This window comes from Pseudomonas sp. TH06, assembly GCF_016651305.1.
In the GTDB taxonomy this organism is placed as follows: Bacteria; Pseudomonadota; Gammaproteobacteria; order Pseudomonadales; family Pseudomonadaceae; genus Aquipseudomonas.
Window position 1 is genome coordinate 4,274,910 of record NZ_JAEKEC010000001.1, and the last position, 23,774, is coordinate 4,298,683.

Annotated in this window: 21 protein-coding genes; 11 read left to right on the top strand and 10 right to left on the bottom strand. The window is 59.4% G+C overall.

All coding sequences use genetic code 11. From position 1 onward, the window contains the following. Nucleotides 1-10 precede the first annotated feature (10 nt). The gene (locus tag JFT86_RS19275; RefSeq protein ID WP_201237921.1) at nt 11-625 is read left to right on the top strand and encodes a GNAT family N-acetyltransferase; all 615 of its coding nucleotides are present in this window, start codon (nt 11-13) and stop codon (nt 623-625) included. Here the strand turns inward: JFT86_RS19275 and JFT86_RS19280 are convergent. Further along, on the bottom strand, nt 591-1,484 hold the full coding sequence (locus JFT86_RS19280) for a LysR family transcriptional regulator (RefSeq protein ID WP_201237922.1): 894 nt from the start codon (nt 1,482-1,484) through the stop codon (nt 591-593). The two genes, JFT86_RS19275 and JFT86_RS19280, sit on opposite strands and share 35 nt — an antisense overlap. An 83-nt stretch (nt 1,485-1,567) precedes the next feature. After that, nucleotides 1,568-1,804: a hypothetical protein gene (locus JFT86_RS19285; protein ID WP_201237924.1), complete on the bottom strand. Its 237-nt coding sequence runs from the start codon at nt 1,802-1,804 to the stop codon at nt 1,568-1,570. 183 nt (nt 1,805-1,987) lie between these two features. Between JFT86_RS19285 and JFT86_RS19290 the strand changes: the two genes are divergently transcribed. Both JFT86_RS19290 and JFT86_RS19295 read left to right on the top strand, forming a co-directional pair. Continuing rightward, nucleotides 1,988-2,545, top strand: coding sequence for an NAD(P)H-dependent oxidoreductase (locus tag JFT86_RS19290; protein ID WP_201237926.1), 558 nt, complete (start codon nt 1,988-1,990; stop codon nt 2,543-2,545). 156 nt (nt 2,546-2,701) lie between these two features. After that, entirely contained in the window at nt 2,702-3,985 is a 1,284-nt protein-coding gene (locus JFT86_RS19295; protein WP_201237927.1) for an arsenic transporter, read from the top strand. A 104-nt stretch (nt 3,986-4,089) separates the two neighbouring features. On the opposite strand, the gene JFT86_RS19300 is transcribed toward JFT86_RS19295, so the two are convergent. Then, nucleotides 4,090-5,040 carry a DUF1853 family protein gene (locus JFT86_RS19300; RefSeq protein ID WP_201237928.1) on the bottom strand — a complete coding sequence of 317 codons (951 nt, stop codon included), beginning with the start codon at nt 5,038-5,040 and terminating at the stop codon, nt 4,090-4,092. A gap of 115 nt (nt 5,041-5,155) precedes the next feature. Between JFT86_RS19300 and JFT86_RS19305 the strand changes: the two genes are divergently transcribed. Genes JFT86_RS19305 through pepN form a run of 6 tightly spaced genes read left to right on the top strand, consistent with a single transcriptional unit; the run spans nt 5,156 to nt 11,671 of the window. After that, entirely contained in the window at nt 5,156-6,046 is an 891-nt protein-coding gene (locus JFT86_RS19305) for an NAD(+) kinase (RefSeq protein WP_003224174.1), read from the top strand. Next, nucleotides 6,046-7,017, top strand: a complete 972-nt coding sequence (locus JFT86_RS19310) for a metallophosphoesterase (protein WP_201237930.1) — start codon at nt 6,046-6,048, stop codon at nt 7,015-7,017. Before JFT86_RS19305 ends, JFT86_RS19310 begins: the two co-directional genes overlap by 1 nt. After that, nucleotides 7,014-7,883: a rhomboid family intramembrane serine protease gene (locus JFT86_RS19315; protein ID WP_201232747.1), complete on the top strand. Its 870-nt coding sequence runs from the start codon at nt 7,014-7,016 to the stop codon at nt 7,881-7,883. Before JFT86_RS19310 ends, JFT86_RS19315 begins: the two co-directional genes overlap by 4 nt. 32 nt (nt 7,884-7,915) lie before the next feature. After that, entirely contained in the window at nt 7,916-8,176 is a 261-nt protein-coding gene (locus JFT86_RS19320; RefSeq protein WP_201237932.1) for a DUF1315 family protein, read from the top strand. Beyond that, on the top strand, nt 8,173-9,003 hold the full coding sequence (locus JFT86_RS19325) for a DUF2797 domain-containing protein (RefSeq protein WP_201237933.1): 831 nt from the start codon (nt 8,173-8,175) through the stop codon (nt 9,001-9,003). The genes JFT86_RS19320 and JFT86_RS19325 overlap by 4 nt, the downstream gene beginning before the upstream one ends. Before the next feature lie 10 nt (nt 9,004-9,013). After that, nucleotides 9,014-11,671 (top strand): aminopeptidase N, encoded by a 2,658-nt coding sequence (gene pepN, locus JFT86_RS19330; RefSeq protein ID WP_201237935.1) that lies wholly within the window; start codon nt 9,014-9,016, stop codon nt 11,669-11,671. Nucleotides 11,672-11,792: 121 nt separating this feature from the next. Here the strand turns inward: pepN and katG are convergent, their stop codons facing one another. Next, nucleotides 11,793-14,063, bottom strand: a complete 2,271-nt coding sequence (gene katG / locus JFT86_RS19335) for a catalase/peroxidase HPI (RefSeq protein ID WP_201237936.1) — start codon at nt 14,061-14,063, stop codon at nt 11,793-11,795. A 337-nt stretch (nt 14,064-14,400) separates the two neighbouring features. On the opposite strand from katG, the gene JFT86_RS19340 reads away from it, so the two are divergent. Continuing rightward, complete coding sequence (locus tag JFT86_RS19340) at nt 14,401-16,437, top strand: TonB-dependent receptor (RefSeq protein ID WP_201237938.1); 2,037 nt, start codon at nt 14,401-14,403, stop codon at nt 16,435-16,437. 147 nt (nt 16,438-16,584) lie between these two features. Here JFT86_RS19340 and JFT86_RS19345 read toward each other — a convergent pair whose 3' ends face one another. Then, nucleotides 16,585-18,816, bottom strand: coding sequence for an LTA synthase family protein (locus tag JFT86_RS19345; RefSeq protein ID WP_201237939.1), 2,232 nt, complete (start codon nt 18,814-18,816; stop codon nt 16,585-16,587). A gap of 293 nt (nt 18,817-19,109) precedes the next feature. Between JFT86_RS19345 and JFT86_RS19350 the strand changes: the two genes are divergently transcribed. After that, nucleotides 19,110-20,126, top strand: coding sequence for a sterol desaturase family protein (locus JFT86_RS19350; protein WP_201232742.1), 1,017 nt, complete (start codon nt 19,110-19,112; stop codon nt 20,124-20,126). Between the two features lie 23 nt (nt 20,127-20,149). On the opposite strand, the gene JFT86_RS19355 is transcribed toward JFT86_RS19350, so the two are convergent. The 5 genes from JFT86_RS19355 to JFT86_RS19375 all read right to left on the bottom strand — a co-directional run bounded on the left by JFT86_RS19355 (nt 20,150) and on the right by JFT86_RS19375 (nt 23,520). Next, the gene (locus JFT86_RS19355; protein WP_201237941.1) at nt 20,150-20,347 is read right to left on the bottom strand and encodes a helix-turn-helix transcriptional regulator; all 198 of its coding nucleotides are present in this window, start codon (nt 20,345-20,347) and stop codon (nt 20,150-20,152) included. Then, nucleotides 20,344-20,718, bottom strand: a complete 375-nt coding sequence (locus tag JFT86_RS19360) for a hypothetical protein (RefSeq protein ID WP_201237943.1) — start codon at nt 20,716-20,718, stop codon at nt 20,344-20,346. Before JFT86_RS19360 ends, JFT86_RS19355 begins: the two co-directional genes overlap by 4 nt. 166 nt (nt 20,719-20,884) lie before the next feature. Next, nucleotides 20,885-21,364, bottom strand: a complete 480-nt coding sequence (locus JFT86_RS19365; protein ID WP_201237944.1) for a copper chaperone PCu(A)C — start codon at nt 21,362-21,364, stop codon at nt 20,885-20,887. Continuing rightward, the gene (locus JFT86_RS19370; protein ID WP_201237946.1) at nt 21,364-21,969 is read right to left on the bottom strand and encodes an SCO family protein; all 606 of its coding nucleotides are present in this window, start codon (nt 21,967-21,969) and stop codon (nt 21,364-21,366) included. Before JFT86_RS19370 ends, JFT86_RS19365 begins: the two co-directional genes overlap by 1 nt. 156 nt (nt 21,970-22,125) lie before the next feature. Then, nucleotides 22,126-23,520, bottom strand: a complete 1,395-nt coding sequence (locus tag JFT86_RS19375; RefSeq protein ID WP_201237948.1) for an efflux transporter outer membrane subunit — start codon at nt 23,518-23,520, stop codon at nt 22,126-22,128. Nucleotides 23,521-23,774 lie beyond the last annotated feature (254 nt).

Genomic DNA, 23,774 nt, shown 5'->3' on the forward strand with positions numbered 1-23,774 from the left:
TTTTCCCAGTATGCAACCGGTCATGAATCCGAAATACCCAGGGCTGTCGGTAAGGGTCGCCGATGAAGGTTTTGCGCCTTACATCTGGGGCAGTGACTTCAGTTTTGAAGTCGCCGCTTATGGTGCTGCCGTGATTGGCAAGCCCGTTGAGCAATGGTTGGTGACGCCAATCGTGCCGTATCGCAAGTGTTATGGCATTGATCCCGAGGAATTCAGCAGTTTTCACAATGCCGCCGACAGCGCGATTTTCATGGCGTACCTCGATGACGAGCCGGTCGGTCATCTGGTGATCAGCACCAACTGGAACGGCTTTGCCCATATCGACGAACTGGCCGTGCATGCGCCGGCGCGTCGCCACGGTGTGGCCAAGGCGTTACTCGATGTCGCGCAGTTCTGGAGCCGCAAGAAGAAGCTGCCGGGGATCATGCTGGAAACCCAGAACAATAACCTCGGTGCCTGCCGGTTGTATGAACGGTGCGGCTACGTGATCGGCGGTGTCGACCAGTTGCGCTATCGGGGGATTGACCCGAACACCGCGGAAGTGGCGCTGTTCTGGTATCGATTGTTCGATAACCCGCTGGAGCATCCGGTCAGCTCGACAGCATCGCCTCGGCTTGTTCCGTGAGGATCGCCAGCAGGGTGTGAATGGCGGCGGGGGTGGGGGCGTGCTTGTAAGTCAGCGCGTAGACACTGATCGCCACGGCCGGTGACAGTGGGCACACATCGAGGCCTGCGGTACGGGCGCCGAGGGCGGTGAACGGATCGACGATGGCCAGGCCTTCACCGGCCTCGACCATGCTGCGCATCATCTGATGGGTTTGCACCCGGGTCTGGATGCTCGGCGCCGGGCGCAGGGCCTGGAGTTTGTTTTCCAGCGCCGGGCTCAATGGATCCTGGCCTTCGAGGCCGACCATCGCTTGCCCGGCCAGATCCTGCAGGGAAATGTATTTCTGCTTTGGTTGCAGCCAGCCGTGGGGTGCGAGCAATTGCAGTTTGCCCTGAGCCAGTGGCTGGCAATTGATGTCGGGATGTTCAGGGTCGTGCAGGCTCAGGCCAAGATCGCTTTCGCGTAACAACAGGCTGCGGACGATATCGCGAGTCGATGCACTCATCAGCGTGCACGGGGCATCGGGCAAGCGTCGGCGCAGGGCGGCGAGACTTTGTGGCAGCAGTTGCTGGGCCAGCGGCGGTGTACCGATGATGCGTACGGGTGGGGCGAGGTATTGTTTGAGGCTTCCGGCCAAGCGTTGCACCGGCTCCAGCGCTGCATAGACGTGAGCGATTTCGACTTGCAGCGCCCGCGCCTCGGGGGTCGATTGCAGGCGTCCGCGAACGCTGGCGAACAGCATGAACCCCAACTGACTCTCGGCTTCGCGCAAACGCTCTTCGACCTCGGCCAGCGGCAATTGCAGCCATTCGGCGGCGGTGCCCAGGTGACCGGTCTGCAAGAGCGCCTGAATCACTTCGATATGACGTAAACGCATGCGTGAAGTCCATGTTCAGCAGGTGGGGTCAGGCTGAATCCTACCCCAAGTCTGCGCATATGACTTCTGCTCATAACGGTGAGTTATGAAGCGGTGATTGTCTCAGGTTCGCGAGTCAGGGTGATGCCCGACTGAACCAGCAAAAACTCGTTGTCACTGACCTTGTTGACGCGATCGCCAATGGCCAGCTTGTAGGTGGTAACCGGCTCCGAGCCTGCAATACCGTCTGCCGACGGAGTGGATTCCTGGAACTCATGCACGGAATAAACGCGGCCTTCCGCATCTCTTGCATGGAACTGACCGACGAGTACTGCTGCCATCTGCTTAGAACCTCTGGAGATAAAACGCTTGATTTGCGGCTTGGTAGACCGTCATCAAGGCCTGTAAGTTTTCCTACAGGAAAAAAATAATCAGCACAGGGGAATTTCCCTTGTCTGCTGGTGGAATCGTCACCGGATCATCTATAACTAGTGGCTCCTCCCACGGACCATCGAGAGTCTTCCATGAGCAATGTCTACAACGTCGCTGTAGTGGTCGGTAGCCTGCGCAAAGCTTCGATCAATCGCAAGGTCGCTCTGGCATTGGCAGAGCTGGCCCCTTCGAACCTCAAGCTTGAGATTGTCGAAATTGGTGATCTGCCACTCTATAACGAAGACATCGACGGCGATTCACCGCCGGCAGCCTACAGCACTTTCAGGCAAAAAGTGGCTTCATCCGACGCGGTGCTGTTTGTCACCCCCGAGTACAACCGTTCCGTGCCTGCACCGTTGAAGAATGCCATCGACGTCGGTTCGCGTCCCTATGGCAAGAGTGTCTGGAGCGGCAAGCCGGGCGCGGTGATCAGTGTTTCGCCGGGTGCCATCGGTGGTTTTGGCGCCAACCAGCATTTGCGCCAGTCGTTTGTGTTTCTTGATGTGCCATGTATGCAGCAGCCGGAAGCGTATCTGGGTGGGGCGGGTTCGGCGTTTGATGAATCGGGAAAATTGAGCGAAACGGTGAAACCTTTTCTGCAAAAATTCATCGATGCTTATGGGCAATTTGTAGAGCACCACAAAAAATAAGCCATACACGGGACACAATGTAGGAGTGAGCCTGCTCGCGATAGCGGACTGTCGGTTACCAATCAGTCGACTGACACACCGCTATCGCGAGGAGGCTCACTCCTACAGTTTTTTGTGTTGGCTTCACTATTTCATTTCAATTTAAGGCTGTTGCGGATGCTCGCTGCGTCACTGATTTTCCTGCTGACCATTACCCTCGTGATCTGGCAACCCAAAGGCCTCGGCGTCGGCTGGAGTGCGACCTTGGGCGCCGTGCTGGCGCTGATCTTCGGCGTCGTGCACCTCAGCGACATCCCGCTGGTTTGGCAGATTATCTGGAACGCCACCGGCACCTTCGTCGCGCTGATCATCATCAGTTTGCTGCTCGACGAAGCCGGGTTCTTTAACTGGGCGGCGCTGCACGTGGCGCGATGGGGGCGCGGCAGTGGGCGCAAGTTGTTTGCGTTTATGGTGCTGCTCGGGGCACTGGTTTCGGCGCTGTTCGCCAATGACGGCGCGGCGCTGATCCTCACGCCGATCGTGATTTCGATGTTGCTGGCGCTGCGTTTCTCGCCGGCGGCGACGCTGGCATTTGTCATGGGTGCAGGGTTTATCGCGGATACGGCGAGCCTGCCGTTAGTGGTGTCGAATCTGGTCAACATCGTCTCGGCGGATTTCTTTCACATTGGTTTCAATCGCTACGCGGCGGTGATGGTGCCGGTCAACTTCGTCAGTGTTGCGGCGACGCTGGGCATGTTGTTGTGGTTTTTCCGTCGCGATATTCCGCAGTCCTACGATCCTGAACAACTCGAACACCCGGAGACCGCGATTCACGACAAAGCCACGTTTTATGCCGGTTGGGTGGTGTTGGCGATTTTGTTGATTGGCTGTTTTGCGCTGGAGCCGCTGGGTATTCCGATCAGCGCGATTTCCGCCGTGTGCGCGGCGTTGTTGCTGGGGATCGCCGCCCGTGGGCACAAGATTTCCACGCGCAAGGTGATGAAAGAGGCGCCGTGGCAGATCGTGATTTTCTCGCTGGGTATGTATCTGGTGGTCTATGGCCTGCGCAATGCCGGGCTGACCGGGTATCTGGCAGGGTGGCTGGATGTTTTTGCCGGGCATGGCGTGTGGGGCGCGGCGCTCGGGACCGGGGTGCTGACGGCGCTGTTGTCGTCGATCATGAATAACTTGCCGACGGTGTTGATCGGGTTGCTGTCGATTGATGCGAGTCAGGCGAGCGGGGTGGTCAAGGAGGCGATGATCTATGCCAACGTGATTGGCAGTGACTTGGGGCCGAAGATTACGCCGATTGGCAGTCTGGCGACTTTGCTTTGGCTGCATGTGCTGGAGCGCAAGGGCATTCACATTGGCTGGGGGTATTACTTCCGGGTCGGGATTGTGCTTACGGTGCCGGTGTTGTTGGTGACGTTGGCGGCTTTGGCTTTGCGTTTATCCCTTTAGACCGAGGTGACCCTATCGCGAGCAGGCTCACTCCTACAGGGGAACGCAATCCAATGTAGGAGTGAGCCTGCTCGCGATGGGGCCGGTAAACGCGATACAAAATCTCAAGCTTGGCCGGGGACATTCGGCCAGAGATCGGAAACGAGGAATAGCCGCTCGGCCTCTTCCCATTCGCCTTGGGCATTCTCGGTCAATCGCACCATAAGCTGCGCCGGCGCCAAGGGCTCCAGTGCCTCCAGCCACATCTGCAAGTGCTCATGCCTCCAGGTCTGATCCGCCGGGTAGTGCGCGGGCGCCAGCCAGGCGTGGCGGGGCAGGGGTTGCCAGCGTCCGGCCGGACGTTGCGCGACAAACGCCGGCCAATCCTTCTGATGCAACCAGCTGCCGCGCAAATGCTGCGGGTGTGCACCGTTCGGTGATTCAGCCTGCCCGGGCCACGGGTATAACAAGTAACCGCCAAGCCACAACTGCGCACTGAACACCTCGATATCCAGCGCCGCCAGCACTTCGCGGCTTTCCGGGCGCGCCGAAATCGGCAGTTGATGCTCGGCCAGATGCGCCAGTTTGCGGTCCAGTCGATCATGGCAGCCCGGGCCCAGCCATCGCGCGGGATCGTGGCCGTCGCCATTCTGCGGGCCGAGGTAGAGTTTGATCGCCAGTTCCAGGTGATGCACGCCGTCGCGGTCACGCAGCAGCATGTCCAGTTCACCGAGGGTATGGCCTTCGCGGCGGATCGGCAGGTTCGCCGCAATCAGTTCGATCCCCGGCGCGTGCTCCACGGCAAATTGCCAAAGCCGCTCGTAATACAGGCCCAGGCGCCGGGTGCGTGCCTGCGATAACCAGTGCAGCAAACCGTAGCTGTCGCGATCGAGTTGGCGTAGCCATTGTTCCAGTCGCCCGGGGTCATTCACCCAGTCGCTGCCCGCCAGCGGATGACGCTGTGGCCACGGGGTGGCGGCGAGCATCGGCGGGGCGAGGATGACCCACGCCAGATCACGCACTTCAGGATGGCGTAACTGGTGGGGTAGCGAGAGCAGATCGGGAAATAGGATCATCTTGCGAGCATAGCCTTAAACACGAGGCCATCCTTGAGGCTGAAAGGATTTTGTCTAACGGCAGCTTTCGCCCATAATCGGGTTTTTCGCGTTTTCGATTGTCCGCAGAGGTCCCATGGAGCAATTTCGTAATATCGGCATCATCGGTCGCCTGGGCAGTTCCCAGGTGCTGGATACCGTCCGCCGATTGAAGCGCTTTCTGCTTGATCGTCACCTGCATGTGATTCTCGAAGACACCATCGCCGAAGTCTTGCCGGGCCACGGCCTGCAAACCTCGTCGCGCAAGATGCTCGGTGAAGTCTGCGACATGGTCATCGTCGTCGGCGGTGACGGCAGCCTGCTCGGCGCGGCCCGGGCGTTGGCCAAGCACAATATTCCGGTCCTCGGCATCAACCGTGGCAGTCTCGGTTTTCTCACCGACATTCGCCCGGATGAGCTGGAAGTCGAAGTGGCCAAGGTGCTCGACGGCCATTACCTGGTGGAAAACCGCTTCCTGTTGCAAGCCGAAGTCCGCCGCCATGCCGAGGCCATCGGTCAGGGCGATGCACTCAACGACGTGGTGCTGCATCCCGGCAAGTCGACCCGAATGATCGAATTCGAGCTGTACATCGACGGTCAGTTTGTCTGCAGCCAGAAGGCCGACGGCCTGATCGTTGCCACGCCGACCGGCTCTACTGCGTACGCGCTGTCGGCGGGCGGGCCGATCATGCATCCCAAGCTCGATGCCATTGTGATCGTGCCGATGTATCCCCATATGTTGTCGAGCCGGCCAATTGTGGTCGATGGCAACAGTGAGCTGAAAATCGTCGTGTCGAAAAACATGCAGATTTACCCGCAGGTCTCCTGCGACGGGCAGAACCATTTCACCTGCGCGCCGGGCGACACCATCACCGTCAGCAAGAAGGCCCAGAAGCTGCGGCTGATTCATCCGCTGGACCACAATTACTACGAAGTCTGCCGGACCAAACTTGGCTGGGGCAGCAAGTTGGGTGGTGGAGGCGACTGATGCTCGATCCCGCGCGCAGTTATGACTTGATCGGTGACGTGCACGGATGCGCCCTGACCCTCGAACACTTGCTTGACCGACTCGGTTATCACAAGCACGGCGGGGTCTGGCGACATCCTTCACGCATGGCCGTGTTCGTCGGCGACATCATCGACCGTGGCCCGCGAATTCGCGAGGCACTGCACATCGTCCATGACATGGTCGAGGCCGGTCAGGCCTTGTGCATCATGGGCAACCACGAATTCAACGCGCTCGGCTGGAGCACCCCGGCGCCACCGGGCAGCGGCAAGCAATTCGTCCGTGAGCACACGCCGCGTCATGCGCGCCTGCTCAACGAAACCCTGACCCAGTTCGAAGGCCATCCCGGCGACTGGCATGATTTCCAGCGTTGGTTCTATCAATTGCCGCTGTTTGTCGATGCCGGGCGTTTCCGCGTGGTGCACGCCTGCTGGGATGCCGGGCTGATCGAGCCATTGCGCGCACTGTTCCCGAATGGCTGCGTCGACGAGCACTTCCTGCAGTCCTCGGCAGTGCCCGGCAGTTTTGCCTGCACCGTGTTCGACCGTTTGTTGCGCGGTACCGACATGCGCCTGCCCGATGGCCAGACCATGACCAGCGGTGACGGTCTGGTGCGTTCGTTCTTCCGCACCAAGTTCTGGGAAGACGACCCGAAAACCTACGGCGACATTGTCTTCCAGCCCGACGCACTGCCGGAACCGGTGGCGCAAACCCCGCTGACTTCAACTGAAAAGAACTCGCTGCTGCGCTACGGCGTCGACGAGCCGTTGCTATTCGTCGGCCACTACTGGCGCAGCGGCAAACCGGCGCCGATCCGGCCGAACCTCGCCTGCCTGGATTACAGCGCAGTGCTCTACGGCAAACTCGTTGCCTATCGTCTGGATCAGGAAACACGTCTGGATCCGCATAAATTTGTCTGGGTCGATGTCGAGCGGCCGGAGGTGCTGCAATGAGTTCGGTCGCGGTTTTGCGTCTGCCGCTGGCGGCGGATCTGAGCGGTTTCGTTAAACTGCTGCAACGCATGCAGGTGCCACATCGAGTCAGCGAGGAGGCCGGTGAACAGGTGTTGTGGGTGCCGTCGGAGATCAGCGACGACGTGCGTTCGCTGTACGAGCGTTTTCCCGCCGGCGATCCTGATCAGCAACTGGACATCCCGGTCGCCCGGACAATCAAACGCCCGAGCTTCGTCGAACAGCTGAAATACGCCAAAGCCACCGGTTTCATCCTGTTGCTGTGCCTGATTGTCGGCGGCCTGACCTTTCTCGGTGAAAACCTTGAAACCCTGCGCTGGCTGACCTTTCTCGACTTCCGGGTGATCGGCGACTACATCCATTTCACGCCGCTTGAAGACAGCCTTGCGGCAGGGCAATGGTGGCGGTTGGTGACGCCGATGCTGATCCACTTCGGCATCCTGCATCTGGCCATGAACGGCATGTGGTACTGGGAACTGGGGCGGCGCATCGAGTCGCGTCAGGGCAGTATCAACCTTATCGGATTGACCTTGCTGTTCAGCCTGGTCTCCAACTACGCACAGTTCGCCTGGAGCGGCCCGACCTTGTTTGGCGGCTTGTCCGGCGTGCTCTACGGCCTGCTTGGGCACTGCTGGATTTTCCAGTTGCTGGCGCCTAACCCGGCTTATCGCCTGCCGCGTGGTGTTTTGGTGATGATGCTGGTGTGGCTGCTGGTGTGCATGTCCGGACTGATCTCGATGATCGGTTTCGGCGAAATCGCCAACGCCGCCCACGTCGGCGGGTTACTCATCGGATGCTTCACCGGTTTGTTGGGCGGTTTGTATAACCGCCGTAAACTGGCCGCCTAAAATTTCAGTAGATAAAGAACACGGAGACCCTGATGTCCTCTTTTAACGACATGATCAACAACATCACCCCGGATATCTACGAGAGCCTGAAACTGGCCGTGGAAATCGGCAAGTGGTCTGACGGTGGCAAGCTCACCGCCGAACAGCGCGAGCTGTCGTTGCAGGCGATGATCGCCTGGGAAATGCAGAACCTGCCTGAAGACCAGCGCACCGGTTACATGGGCCCGCAAGAATGTGCGTCGAAGTCGATCGAAGTGCCGAACATCCTGTTCAAGTCGGATGCCATCCATTGATCGAGATTGGCCGCGGTGCAATCAGCAAAATGTCGGCGCGCCTGGACGGGCCGAATGTGCAATACGCGTTTCGTCTGGATGACGTCGAGGTGCCGGTCAACCCTTTGATCGGCACCACGGTGCGTCTGGAATACCTGGGGGCGATCCACTGCACCCATTGCGGGCGCAAGACCAAAACCAGTTTCAGTCAGGGCTATTGCTACCCGTGCATGACCAAACTGGCCCAGTGCGATATCTGCATCATGAGCCCGGAGCGCTGCCACTATGACGCTGGCACTTGCCGCGATCCGGTGTGGGGCGAGCAGTTCTGCATGACCGATCACGTGGTTTACCTGGCCAACTCGTCGGGCATCAAGGTTGGCATCACTCGTGCTACCCAGTTGCCGACCCGTTGGCTCGATCAGGGTGCGAGTCAGGCGTTGCCGATCATGCGTGTTTCGACACGGCAGCAGTCGGGCTTCGTTGAAGACTTGTTCCGCAGCCAGGTGGCCGACAAGACCAACTGGCGTGCACTGCTCAAGGGCGATGCCGTGGCGGTGGATCTGGCGCAGGTGCGCGATCAGTTGTTCGAAAGTTGCGCCGAAGGCCTGCAAGGCTTGCAGGAGCGATTCGGCCTACAAGCAATTCAGACGATTGCCGATGTAGAACCTCTCGAAATCCGCTATCCGGTCGAGCAATACCCGGCCAAGATCGTCAGCTTCAACCTGGACAAGAACCCGATTGCCGAAGGCACGCTGCTGGGGATCAAGGGCCAGTACCTGATCTTCGACACCGGCGTGATCAACATTCGTAAGTACACGGCTTACCAGCTCGCCGTGCATCAATAAGGACTCCAGCATGCGCACCGAACAACCGAAGATGATTTACCTGAAGGACTATCAGGCGCCCGAGTACCTGATCGACGAAACACACCTGACCTTCGAGTTGTTCGAGGACCACAGCCTGGTCCACGCGCAACTGGTGATGCGCCGCAACCCGGCACGGGGCGCTGGCCTGCCGCCGCTGGTGCTGGATGGCCAGCAACTGGAGCTGCTCTCGGTGACGCTCGCCGATAAAGAACTGGCTGACGGCGACTATCAGTTGTCCGAGAACCATCTGACCCTGCAACCGACCAGCGCAACCTTCACGGTCGACACCAGCGTCAGGATCCACCCGGAAACCAACACCGCACTGGAAGGCCTGTACAAGTCCGGCACGATGTTCTGCACCCAGTGCGAGGCCGAAGGTTTCCGCAAGATCACCTATTACCTCGACCGTCCGGACGTGATGAGCAAGTTCACCACCACCGTGGTCGCCGAACAGCACAGCTATCCGGTGCTGCTCTCCAACGGCAACCCGATCGCCTCGGGTCCGGGCGAAGACGGCCGGCACTGGGCAACGTGGGAAGACCCGTTCATGAAACCGGCGTACTTGTTCGCGCTGGTGGCCGGTGACTTGTGGTGCGTTGAAGACACTTTCACCACCATGACCCATCGCAACGTCGCGCTGCGCATCTACGTCGAGCCGGAAAACATCGACAAGTGCCAGCACGCGATGAACAGCCTGAAGAAGTCGATGCGCTGGGACGAAGAGGTTTACGGTCGCGAGTACGATCTGGACATCTTCATGATCGTCGCGGTGAATGACTTCAACATGGGCGCGATGGAGAACAAAGGCCTCAACATCTTCAACTCCAGCGCCGTGCTGGCCCGCGCCGAAACTGCCACCGATGCCGCGCATCAGCGCGTCGAGGCGATCGTCGCCCACGAATACTTCCACAACTGGTCGGGCAACCGCGTGACCTGCCGCGACTGGTTCCAGCTGTCGCTGAAGGAAGGCTTCACCGTGTTCCGCGATTCCGGCTTCTCCGCCGACATGAACTCGGCCACGGTCAAGCGCATTCAGGACGTCGCCTACCTGCGTACCCACCAGTTCGCCGAAGATGCCGGCCCGATGGCTCACGCCGTGCGCCCGGACAGCTTCATCGAGATTTCCAACTTCTACACCCTGACCGTGTACGAAAAGGGCTCGGAAGTGGTCGGCATGATCCACACCTTGCTTGGCGCTGAAGGCTTCCGTAAGGGCAGCGACCTGTATTTCGAACGCCATGACGGTCAAGCCGTGACCTGCGACGATTTCATCAAGGCCATGGAAGATGCCAACGGTGTCGACCTGACCCAGTTCAAACGCTGGTACAGCCAGGCCGGTACACCGCGTCTGGCGGTAAGCGAGTCTTACGACGCTGCGGCGAAAACCTACAGCCTGACCTTCCGCCAGAGCTGCCCGGAAACCCCGGACAAAGTGGAAAAACTGCCGTTCGTGATCCCGGTCGAACTCGGCCTGCTCGACAGCAAGGGCAACGAAATTGCCCTGCGTCTGGCCGGTGAAGCCTCGGCGCAAGGCACCACTCGGGTGATCTCGGTGACTGAAGCCGAGCAGACCTTCACTTTCGTTGATATCGCTGAGCAACCGCTGCCTTCGTTGCTGCGCGGCTTCTCGGCGCCGGTGAAACTGAGCTTTCCGTACAACCGCGATCAACTGATGTTCCTGATGCAGCACGACAGCGACGGCTTCAACCGCTGGGACGCCGGTCAGCAACTGTCGGTGCAGGTGCTGCAAGAGCTGATCGCCCAGCAGCAGAAGGGCGAGAGCCTGGTGCTCGATCCACGTCTGATTTCGGCGCTGAAAACAGTGCTCTCCGACGAGTCGCTGGATCAGGCGATGGTTGCCGAAATGCTTTCGCTGCCAGGCGAGGCGTACCTCACCGAAATCAGCGAAGTGGCTGACGTCGACGCCATTCATATCGCTCGCGAGTTCGCCCGTAAGCAACTGGCGGACAATCTGTTCGAAGCGCTGTGGCTGCGTTATCAGGCCAACCGCGACCTGTCGAAGCAGACTCCGTACGTGGCCGAAGCCGAGCATTTCGCCCGTCGTGCTTTGCAGAACATTGCGCTGTCGTACCTGATGCTCAGCGGTAAACCGGAAGTGCTGGCAGCGGCGCTGGAGCAATTCGAAACGGCCGACAACATGACCGAGCGCCTGACCGCGCTGGCGGTGTTGGTCAACTCGCCGTTCGAAGAGCAGAAAGCGTTAGCGCTGGCGAGTTTCGCCGAGCACTTCAAGGACAACCCGCTGGTCATGGATCAGTGGTTCAGCGTCCAGGCTGGCAGCACTTTGCCCGACGGTCTGGAACGCGTGAAGGCGTTGATGCAGCACCCGGCGTTCAACATCAAGAACCCGAACAAGGTGCGGGCACTGGTCGGTGCATTTGCCGGGCAGAACCTGATCAACTTCCACGCGGCGGACGGCTCCGGCTATCGCTTCCTCGCGGATCTGGTGATCGAGCTGAACGGCTTCAACCCGCAGATCGCTTCGCGCCAACTGGCGCCGCTGACTCGCTGGCGCAAATATGACGGTGCGCGACAGGCGTTGATGAAAGGTGAGCTGGAGCGGATTCTGGCGTCGGGGCAGTTGTCGAGTGATGTGTATGAGGTGGTGAGCAAGAGCTTGGCGTAAGGTGTTTTAACACCAAGCCCTGTGGGAGCTGGCTTGCCAGCGATAGCGGTCTATCAGTCAACATTGATGTTGAATCTGCTGCCGTCATCGCGGGCAAGCCCGCTCCCACAGTTGTTTTGCGTTACTTCAAATCAAACCGGTCGAGGTTGGTGACTTTCGTCCAGGCCGCCACGAAATCCTTGACGAACTGTTCCTTGGCATCCGAACTGGCATACACCTCGGCCAGCGCTCGCAGTTGCGCATTGGAACCAAACACCAGATCAACCCGCGTCGCCGTCCACTTCACGCTGCCGGTTTTACGGTCGCGTCCTTCGAACTCATCCGCTTCCCGTGTGGTGGGCTTCCACTCCACGCCCATGTCCAGCAGATTGGTGAAGAAGTCGTTGGTCAGCGCTTCAGTCTGGCTGGTGAACACACCATGACGCGTGCCCCCGACGTTGGTATTCAATACCCGCAAACCACCCAGCAACACAGTCATTTCCGGCGCGGTGAGGGTCAGCAGTTGCGCTTTGTCGATCAACAGCGCTTCGGCCGAAACGGTGTATTTACCCTTGCTGTAGTTGCGGAAACCATCGGCAATCGGCTCGAGGAAACCAAACGAATCGACGTCGGTTTGCTCTTGCGTAGCATCGGTACGCCCCGGTGTGAACGGCACGCTGACCGAATGCCCGGCATTTTTCGCCGCTTGTTCGACCCCGGCGTTACCCGCCAGCACGATCAGATCCGCCAGCGAGACTTTCTTGCCGGATGCGCCACCGTTGAACTCGCCCTGAATCCCTTCCAGGGTTTTCAGCACATTGGCCAATTGCCCAGGCTGGTTGGCTTGCCATGACTTTTGCGGTTCCAGACGCAAACGACCACCGTTGGCGCCGCCTCGTTTGTCCGAGCCCCGGAAGGTCGATGCAGCGGCCCAGGCAGTCGAGACCAGTTGCGATACGGATAGGCCTGACGCCAGCACTTTACTTTTCAGCGCGGCCGCGTCGTTGTTGTCGATCAATGGATGAGTGGCAGCAGGAATCGGGTCTTGCCACAGCAGCTCTTCGGTTGGCAATTCGGGGCCAAGGTAGCGAGACAGCGGGCCCATGTCGCGGTGGATCAATTTGTACCAGGCGCGAGCAAACGCGTCGGCCAGTTGATCCGGGTTGGCGAGGAAGCGCCGCGAGATCTGCTCGTAGGCCGGGTCGAAACGCAGCGCCAAGTCAGAGGTGAGCATGGTTGGCGAGAGTTTTTTGCTCGGGTCATGGGCATGCGGAACAGTACCGGCACCCGCGCCGTTTTTCGGAATCCACTGATGCGCGCCGGCCGGACTCTTGGTCAGCTCCCACTCGAAGCCGAACAGGTTTTCCAGGTAATTGTTGCTCCACTGGGTGGGCGTGGTGGTCCAGGTCACTTCGAGGCCGCTGGTGATGGTGTCGGCACCTTTACCGCTGCCGAAGGCGTTACGCCAGCCGAGACCTTGTTCTTCAAGGCCGGCGGCTTCCGGCTCAGGGCCGACATTGTCGGCAGGGCCGGCGCCATGGGTCTTGCCGAAGGCGTGGCCGCCGGCAATCAGTGCCACGGTTTCCTCATCGTTCATGGCCATGCGGCCGAAGGTTTCGCGGATATCGAGGGCCGACTTCACGGGGTCCGGGTTGCCTTCCGGGCCTTCCGGGTTCACGTAGATCAGGCCCATCTGTACGGCGGCGAGCGGGTTTTCCAGATTGCGTTCGCCCTGATCGGTGCGGCTTTCCTCTTTGCCGTGCAAATCCGGTTCAGCCACCAGCGTACCGTCGCCGGGTTCCTGCATGGCGGACTTGTCCTTGCCATAACGGCTGTCGCCGCCCAGCCATTCATGTTCCGAGCCCCAGTACACGTCTTCGTCCGGTTCCCAGACGTCGGGACGGCCGCCGGAGAACCCGAAAGTCTTGAAGCCCATCGATTCCAGCGCGACGTTACCGGTGAGCACAATCAGGTCAGCCCATGAGATGTTGCGGCCATATTTCTGTTTGATCGGCCACAGCAGACGGCGGGCCTTGTCGAGGCTGACGTTGTCCGGCCAGCTGTTGAGCGGGGCGAAACGCTGTTGCCCGGAACCCGCACCACCGCGGCCATCGGCCGTGCGATAGGTGCCGGCGCTGTGCCAGGCCATGCGGATGAAGAGCGGGCCGTAGTGACCGAAGTCGGCCGGCCACCAGTCCTGGGAATCGGTCATCAAGGCGCGCAGGTCTTGTTTCAGCGCCTGGAAATCCAGGCTTTTGAAAGCTTTGGCGTAGTCGAAGTCCTTGCCCAACGGGTCGGACTTGGGCGAGTGCTGACTCAGGATTTTCAGGTTGAGTTGATTCGGCCACCAGTCACGGTTCGTCGTACCACCACCGGCGGCGTGGTTGAACGGGCATTTCGATTCGTTTGCCATGTTCGGATCCTTATCAGGTCTGCTACGGCCGGCTCGTGCCGACTTCGGACTAGTAAGGCTAGACCCGACTGGGTGAGTCAGCTAATAGCCCGACTATTGGAGGCTGATAGGCGCAGTCTTTCAGGATTAATTTGCGCCTGTCGCGACGGCCTGACGTATCCACGCCGGGGCTGAAATCCGCGTCCTTGAGCGTTTGGAGACAGGCAAAAAGTCAAAATCGTAATGACAGATTGGAATGTTATTGTATAACATTAAATTCGTTTCATTCTGTTTCTGCCGGCGTGTTGTGCAAAAACGCTGCAGCGATGTTCACTTTTCTGCTCATGGAAGTTCTGAAATGCCTGCCCGTTCCCAGCCCCTGCAACGACGCCTGACTCCCTTGGCCGCCGCGCTGCTGATTGCTTCACCGGTATTCGCCGCTGACACCCTCGAATTGCAACCGCAAGTGATTACCGGCAATCCCTTGGGCAGCCAGACGCTGGCCTCACCGACGACAGTGCTCAGTGGCGATGACCTTACGCTGGCACAGAGGGGCAGCCTCGGTGAAACCCTGAACAAACAGCCCGGCGTGTCATCGTCGTATTTCGGCCCGGGGGCCAGTCGCCCGATCATTCGTGGTCAGGACGGTGACCGGATTCGTATCCTGCGCAACGGTGTCGGCGCGCTGGATGCTTCGTCGCTGTCTTACGATCACGCGGTGCCGCTGGATCCGGTCAACGTCGAACGCATTGAAATCGTCCGTGGCCCGGCAGCACTGCTTTACGGTGGCAGCGCCATCGGCGGGGTGGTCAACACCTTCGATAACCGCATTCCCACCGAAGCCATCGACGGCATCCACGGTGCTGGCGAACTGCGTTACGGCGGCGCCGATACCACCCGCAGCAGCGCCGGCAAACTCGAGGCGGGTAACGGTGAATTCGCCCTGCACCTGGACGCCAGTGCCCGGGAATTCAATGACCTGAAAATTCCCGGTTATGCGAAGACCGGCGCTGAGCGCGCCAACGATGACGGTGATTCACGCAAGCATCGTCTGGCCAATAGTGACGGTCGTCAGGACGGCGGCGCAGTCGGCGGTTCGTACACCTGGGATGACGGCTACGCCGGTCTTTCGTACAGCAATTACGACTCCAACTACGGCTCGCCCGCCGAAGACGATGTGCGCATTCGCATGGAGCAAGAGCATTACGCCTTTGCCTCGCAGATACGCAATCTCGACGGGCCGTTCAGCTCGATCAAACTCGATGCCGGATACACCGATTATCAACATCGGGAAATCGAGGGCGGAGAGGTTGGCACGACGTTCAAGAACAAGGGTTATGAGGCTCGGGTCGAAGCTCGGCACCAGCCGCTGGGGCCATTCGATGGGGTGATCGGCGCACAGGTCAGCCGCAACGAGTTTTCCGCGCTGGGTGAAGAAGCGTTTGTGCCGCAGACCGATACGAATGCCGGTGCGCTGTTCATTCTTGAGGAGCTGCAAGCCACCGAGCGACTGTTGTTCACCCTAGGTGGACGACTTGAGCACACCACGGTTGATCCGGATGCCAAAGGCAACGAGCGCTTCGCCAATGCCAACCGCTCGAGCAGTTTCACCGCCGGCAGCCTGTCGTCCGGTGCGGTCTACACGCTGACGCCGGTTTGGTCGGTGGCCGCCACCCTCGGTTACACCGAGCGCGCCCCGACGTTCTATGAGTTGTACGCCAACGGTGCACATGTCGCGACCGGCACTTATGAGGTCGGCGACGCCGGGCTGTCGAAAGAGAAAGCCGTCTCCAGCGACCTTGCACTGCGTTTCGACAACGGCACGCACAAGGGCAGCGTCGGTGTGTTCTACAGCCACTTTTCCAACTACATCGGCTTGCTCGGTACCGGCCGAATGCTGAATGACGAAGGCGAGGAGGACGGCGGCGGCATTCCTGAGTACGCTTACTCGGGTGTGCGGGCGCGCTTCAGTGGCATAGAAGCCCAGGATCGCTGGAGCCTCGGCGAGAATGCCTACGGCAAGTTTGCCCTGGAGCTGTCGGGGGATTACACCCGCGCGAAGAACCTGGATAACGGCGAGGATTTGCCGCGCATCGCGCCGTTACGCTTGAACAGCGGTTTGCTGTGGGAACTCGACCGTTGGCAGGCGCGGATCGAAATCGAACACGCCAGTTCGCAGCATCGCGTGCCGGCCAATGAAAGCAGCACGGATGGCTACACCACGCTGGGTGCCAATGTGGGTTATCACTTTGACGTCGGCCAAAGCAAATGGCTGGCCTTCGTCGATGCCGATAACCTGACCAACCAAACCGTGCGTTACGCCAGTTCTATCCTTCGCGACGTTGCACCGGCGCAAGGCCGGAGCATTCAGGTGGGATTGCGCACCACGTTCTAAACCACTCCCCCGTGTAGGAGCTGCCGCAGGCTGCGATCTGTTGATGTTGTTTTTAAAAGACAAGGTCAAAAGATCGCAGCCAGCGGCAGCTCCTACAGAGGAGGCGTTCCCGGGCCAAGCGTGGGAACGATCAAGAGGGGCGGGTGATCAGGTGGACTGCGCGGCTTCGTCTTCCGGCACGTCGTCGAGCATGTCTTCCTGGCCTGGCAATTCCGTGATCACGCTGAAATCGGTGACCTCGACGGCCCCGAGGCCATAACCCAGCAGATGGAATGAAAAGGCTTTGCGCGGCAGCGGGTTTTCGAAGCTGAAATCCATCTCCAGTGGCTGATCGGCAGTGGCGACCATTTCCGCCGGCAATCCCAGTTGCACGTCCTGTTCGAATTCCTTGGCCTTGAGCTGAATGTACGCGGCCTGCTGCGGATCCACTGAACGCACCGTCAGGCGTACGCGGGTGTGTGAGCCCTTGGGCATCTCAAGGTATTGCGCACCGATCAGGTTGTCGGCCCAGTCATTGTTGATCTGGGCTTGCAGCGGAATGACGTTGTTGCTGCCGAACTGATAACGATGATTCAACGGGGTGCGTAGCAGCGACAGGTCGAGTGCGGTGGCGCGGGCCGCAATCTGGCGGGCGCGCAGACCGCTGTAGGTGCCTTTGAAGGTGGCGCTCTCGGCGATGAAACCGGCACTTTCGTAATAGCGGCAGCGGCGCGGCATGTCACATTCGGAAAAAATCCCCTTGCCGTCGTGATAGCGCAGTTTGCCGTTGGTGAACGACATGATTTCGCGGCCGGAATCGTAGTCGCGAAACAGCGAACGCCCGGTCAGGGCGGTAGGCACCGGCAGGTCGAAGTAATCGAGGATCGACGCGCTCAGGTCGACATGGCCATACACCCCGGCGTTGAGTCGCGGCAGTTGTTCTTGTTCAGGTGCCAGTGTCAGGTTGAAACCCCAGGAAGAGGCCAGACGCACGCCGTCAATGCCGTGGGATTCATCCGAGGTGATCACCACCAGCGTGTCTTTCAACACCCCCTGACGCTCAAGACCGCTGAGGAACTGATCCAGCGCATCATCCAGATAACCGACAGCAGCCTGCTTCGGTGTGTCGTAGCGCTCCAGATAGTCTTCCGGCGCGGAGTAGGGCTGATGGGTGCCCACCGTCAGCAGCGTCAGCATCCACGGTTGCTTTTGCTTTTTCAGTTGGCCGACATAATCCAGCGCACCTTCGAAGAAGGCCTTGTCGTCCTTGCCCCACGGGAATTCCAGATAGTTGCTGTTGGTGAACCACTCCAGGCCATGCGTCGCATCGAAACCGATGTGCGGCATGATCTTGTCTTTGGCCATGAAACGCAGGCCCGCGCCTTGTAGATAGTGGGTGGTGAAACCGTTCTGGCGCAGTTGCGCTGGCAGGCAGGCCTGATTACGTTCCTTCTGGGTGAGCATTTCCACACCTTTCGGCGTGCCGTTGTTCAGTTTGTCGTAATCACCGCAGAGCATGGCGTATAGACCGCGAATGGTCTGGTGCGTATGCAGGACGTAGTCCGGAGTGTTCATGCCGCGCTGGGCCCAGCGGCTGAGTCTGGGCATCAGGTCTTCCTGATAATGGCTGCCGATGGCTTCGCGATTGGCGCGGATGTAGGCGCCGGGAATGCCTTCGAGGGTGATCACCAACACGTTGCGCGCCTGACCCGGAGCGGCCAGCAGCCTGTGGCCATCGAGATCGACGTCGGTGAGGCCGGCCATGGGTGGCGCGACTTCTTCGACATCACCGTCCAGCCACTCCTCGGCCTGGATCTGCACATCAGCGACCTGAGTAGCCAGCAGTTGATGGGGCAAGTTGTACGCTCGCCACGGGTCTTCTTCGCTCGGCCACAGATTCTGTGCGCCCCAGTGCGCGGCAAACAGCGCCAGCGGCGCGGCCCAGAAAGCGCGGGGCAGGGCCGGGCGGGCAATGCCGCGTCCGGCAAACTGTGTCAGCAACCAGACCATCAACGCCAGCAGCAACGTGATACCCAGCGCCGGATGTGCCAGCCCACCGCCAGTGGAGTTTTCGACAAATTGCGGATCGAACAGGTAATGCAGATCGGCAGGACTGGGCAGGCGGCCGACGGCGCTGACCAGTTCGGCCGTCGCCACCGCCAGCAACCCCCAGAACAACAGCACCGGCAAAGCCAGCCACCACGCACGGCGATGCAGCAACAGCACCAGCAGGCTGCCGATGGCCAGGTCCGACAAATAACCCAACGGCGTCGACCAGCCAAGCGCGGCACGCAGGCATACCGGCACGATCAACAGGAGAAAAATCAGCGAAAAGAGGCGGGCAGAAGGATGCCTCAGCCCATTCAAAAGAACGCTCACAAAAAAAGACCTTCCAGTCATTAAATCGTCAAAAAAGTGTGCGCGATGATACCAAGGGAGAGCTGTCTGATCGCCTTTTTAAACGCACAGGTGATGCGTTCGGCGGATTTATTGTTTCAGGCTGTTTACGCCTGTAGGCGTTGCGGCACGCTGCGATCTTTTGATTCAAGAACACGATCAAAAGATCGCAGCCTCGTTGCACTCGACAGCTCCTACAAGGTTTTTTGTTTGGCGACGATCCTTTGATCCATTAACGCTGCATTTGCGAACCCTTCGGATTTACAATGCCCGACCTCTGATGGAGATCAACCTCGGTGGATGTTCTCGCGCAAATTCATGCTCATCTTGAACGGTGGGTCATCACCCCGGTTACCGGGCAATTTGTCGGCCTGTTCGACTTCAACGGTCGCGTCGGTGTGGTGTTCATCCTTGCGTCCTACAGCGTCGCCTACCTGCTGTTTCGCTACAGGTCATCTCGCGGACTGACGCCAGCACGTTCTTTTTGGCAATTCATCGGTGGCGGTGGTGTATTCGGCCATCGCTCGGCGTGGCTGGATTATCGCTACTACTTCATCAAAGCCATTCTCAAAGTCGTATGGGTGCTGCCGATCGTGGCGCTGGTCGATCCCTACCTTCTGCATTCCGGCGACTATCAGCGATTTTTCAGCCACCTCTGGGGTGCCCGTGAGCAGTTGCCCGATTACCCGTTAATTGCGCTGTTTTACGGATTGGGCGTGTTTCTGCTCAAGGACTTCCTGCATTACTGGGTTCATCGGGCGTTTCATTCGCGGTATCTGTGGGCATTCCATAAGGTTCATCATTCGGCACCGGTTTTGGTGCCGGCCACCGCTAGCCGGATCCACATTGTCGAAACGCTGGTCGAAAGGCTGGTCATGACGGCGGGGATCGCGGCATTTTCCGGAGGGGTCTGGTATGCCTGCGGAGGAGAGGTCAGTCGCTATACCTTGTTCGGTGTGACGTGGCTGGTGCTGATCCTCAACAGTCTGGCGGCGAGTCTGCGGCACAGTCATGTGTGGTTTTCGTTTGGCCCCAGGATCGAACATGTGCTGAACAGTCCTGCTCAACATCAAATCCACCACAGCGATGCGCCGCACCATTTCAACAAAAACTTCGCCACCAACCTGTCTGTGTGGGACTGGATGTTCGGTACGTTGTACGTCACCACGGCGACGCCGGAGAAGTTGCATTTCGGCACGGGGCAGGCCGACCACGAGCGCTATCTCACGCTCTACAGCCTGATCGTCACGCCCTTCGTGGAGGCGGCGCGACACTTGTCGGCGAAGCGAGCACGGGCAATCGATATGCGATAGCCGGTATTGATAGCGAGTGCGGTTCAGCCCAACCCATCATCAAAGATGCTTTCAATCGGCATCTCGAACGCCCGGGCAATCTGAAACGCCAACGGCAAGCTCGGGTCGTAGCGCTCGTTCTCGATGGCGTTGATCGTCTGGCGCGAGACGTTCAGCCGTTCGGCCAGATCGACCTGTGACCATTTGCGTTCGGCGCGCAGTTCCTTCAGGCGGTTTTTCATTGGTAGCGGCGTCGGGCAATTTGCAGGCCAAGGATCCACATCAAGCCCATCACGGGCCACACGCAGGTCCATGGAATATGCGGGGCGCCGACGTTTTCCAGAAAACCGTAGCTGAAGGTCAGCAGGGCCGAGGCGGCGAAGGCGAAACCCAGCGCTTCGAACTGGATGCGCAGGTGCATTTCGTCCATGCGCCGCATGTTGCGCACGATGGCCCAGCACATCAATCCCGCCGGAATCATCGGCGTCACCGCGACAACTGAGCGCAGCACAATATTGGCCTCCATCAGGTACTGCGAGGCGATCAGTGATGCAGTCAGCACCAGCATATAAAGGATCAATGCGGCGCCCATTTCGAGGTAATAGCGGTTCATGCTTCACTTCCCATGTAAAAGACCCTTTACATACTCGCTGAAGACTTTTCCGATGTAAAGCCTGCTTTCCATGAGTCTCTAGAGCGCCTCACATTTCTTGAGCCAAAAAAAACGGGGCGGCCTGATCAAAAATCAGGCCGCCCCGTGGGTCTTGCAGTCAGTCAGATCAATGCATTTTGCTGTGATCGTGACCTTCCATGTTGGTCAGTGAACGCACGGCGGCCTTCACTTCAACGGTTTCTTTCTCGCCCTTGGCGTTTTCCACGGTCAGGGTCAGCGGCACGGTTTGGCCTTCTTTCAACTGACCGGTCAGGCCCATCAGCATCACGTGGTAGCCATTCGGATCAAGCTTGACGGCTTTGCCGGCTGGCAGTTCGACGAACTTCACCGGGCCCATGCTCATGACGTCATTCTTCATGGTCATTTCGTGGATCTGCACGTCTTTGGCCACCGGGGTCGCGACGCTGAGCAACTTGCTGTCGCTGTCGGCGGTGAGGGTCATGAACGCGCCGCTGGCGGACTGGGTCGGTACGGTCGCGCGCACCCAGGCATCGTCGACCTGGGTCTGTGCCGAAACCTGGAATGCCAGGCCCAGCAGGGACAGAGCGAGTACGCCGCGTTTGATGTGGTTCAGAACAGGTTGCATCAGCAGACCTCCATAACAGTAAGCAAATCTTCCGTGCATTCTTCTGCCGAAAGTGAGGTGGACAGACCCAGGCGCAAGCCGCCGTTGGAGTCGTAAACGTAACTGGTGGCGGTGTGCGAGATGGTGTACGTGTCGCCGGCCGGGACTTTCTCGTAGAACACGTCGAATTCCTTGGCCGTGGCCTGGGTTTCCTCAAGCGTGCCGTACAGCGCAACGAACGTCGGGTCGAAGGCCTTCATGTAGGCGTCGAGGATTTCTGGCGTGTCGCGCTCAGGATCGAGGGAGATGAAAATCACCTGCAAGCGATCGCCATCGGCGCCCATCAGCTTTTTGATTTTCGCCGCGCGGGCCAGGGTGGTCGGGCAGACTGCCGGGCATTGGGTGAAGCCGAAAAACACCATCGGCATCATGCCGCGAAAGCTCGACAGCGTCATGGTTTCGCCATCGGTGTTCTTCAGCTTGAAGGTGCGCCCCATGATCTTGTTACTCAGATCCTTGCCGTACTTGTACGACAATTGGCCGCGGGTGTCGCAACCGGCGAGCAGGCCGAGCCCGAGTACGCCCATTCCCGCAAGTACCTTGCGGCGAGTCAACAAAGCCGTCATCTAATACCGCCTTTTGCAGCCCGTCAGTCGACAGGACTGGCGGGGGGTTAACCGTAAAAGCGGCGCATGATACCAAACTGAACCGATGAGTCGGTTTTTGATCGGCTGACAGGTTGTCGCAGTACGACAAAAGGTGTAAGAAAAAGTGACGGGTGCTTACTGAATCGTCGCCTCTGCAGCCCGCCAACCGCCGCCCAGCGCGGTGTACAGATTCACTTCGGCGACCAGTTGCGCGAGGCGGTCGCTGATCAGCCCTTGTTGAGAGCTGAACAGTGAACGCTGGGCATCGAGAAACACCAGACTGCTGTCGACGCCATTCTGATAACGGTGTTGCGCCAGGTTGTAATAGTCCTGAGTGGCTTGCACCAGATCGCGCTGCGCCTGTAATTGCTGCTGATAGGTGCTGCGTGCCGCCAGCCCATCGGCGACTTCCTGAAACGCTGTCTGAATCGATTTTTCGTATTCGGCCACGGCCACGTCTTTCTGCAATTTCGAATAATCAAGGCTGGCGCTCAGGCTGCCGGCATTGAATATCGGCAGGCTGATCTGCGGCTGAAACGTCCATGCCCCGGAGCCTGCGCCGAACAAACCCGACAGATCGCGACTGGAAGTACCGGCATTGGCCGTCAGGCTGACGCTGGGAAAAAACGCCGCCCGCGCCGCGCCGATGTTGGCGTTGGCCGCTTTGAGTTTGTACTCGGCCTGAAGAATGTCCGGGCGTCGTTGCAGCAGATCCGACGGCAGACCGGCCGGCAGTTGCTGCACCAGATCGCTGGCCAGCGGACGTGCGGGCAAGGACTCGGGCACTGGCGCGCCGACCAGTAGCGTCAGGCTGTTCAGGTCCTGCGCGACCTGGCGTTGATAACGCGCCAGATTCGCCCGCGAGGTATCAACGCTGGTCTTCGCTTGCGCCTGCTCCAGTGCCGACGACTTGCCGGCCTCGCGGTTGCGCGTGGTCAGGTGCAGGCTCTGCTCATCGGCGATGAGGGTCTCGCGGGTCAGGGCCAGCAGTTCCTGATCGGCGCGCCAGGTCAGGTAGGCGTTGGCGACGTTGGCCACCAGGCTCAACTGTGCACTGCGCCGCGCTTCTTCGGTGGCCAGCCAGGTTTGCAAGGCCTGCTCGCTGAGGCTGCGCACACGGCCGAAAAAATCCAGCTCATAGGCGCTGATGCCGAGGTTGACCGCGTAGGTCGAGTTGATCATGGCTTTGCTGCGGGTCACGCTCGGCGGCATGCGTTGCCGCGATTCGCTGGCATTGGCCGACACCGCCGGCAGCAGGTCAGCGCGCTGAATGCGGTATTGCGCCTGAAAGGCTTCGACGTTGAGTGCCGCTACGCGCAGGTCGCGGTTATTGACCAGGGCACTTTCGATCAGCTGTTGCAGGGCCGGGTCGTTGAACAGCGTGCGCCAGTCTTCGTCGGTCGTTGCCGCCTGCGGGCCTTGCGGATATTGCGCGGCACTCGGTGAGGCGGGGCGTTGATAGTCGGGAATCAGAGAGCAGCCCGCCATCAGCATGGCCATGGACAGCAGGGAAATTCGCAGGGTGGACATCGAACAGCCTCATGCGCGGAAGATGAAAGATTGAAAGCAGACGAGCATTTTGTGGTGAGGGGATTTATCTGTGGTGAGGGGATTTATCCCCGATGGGCTGCGAAGCGGCCCCTCTTTTGATCTGAAAAGAAGCGGCCTGCTGCGCAGGCCATCGGGGATAAATCCCCTCGCCACAGATAAATCCCCAGATCACAGATAAACCCCCAGATCACAGATAAATCCCCAGATCACAGATAAATCCTCAGATCACAGAT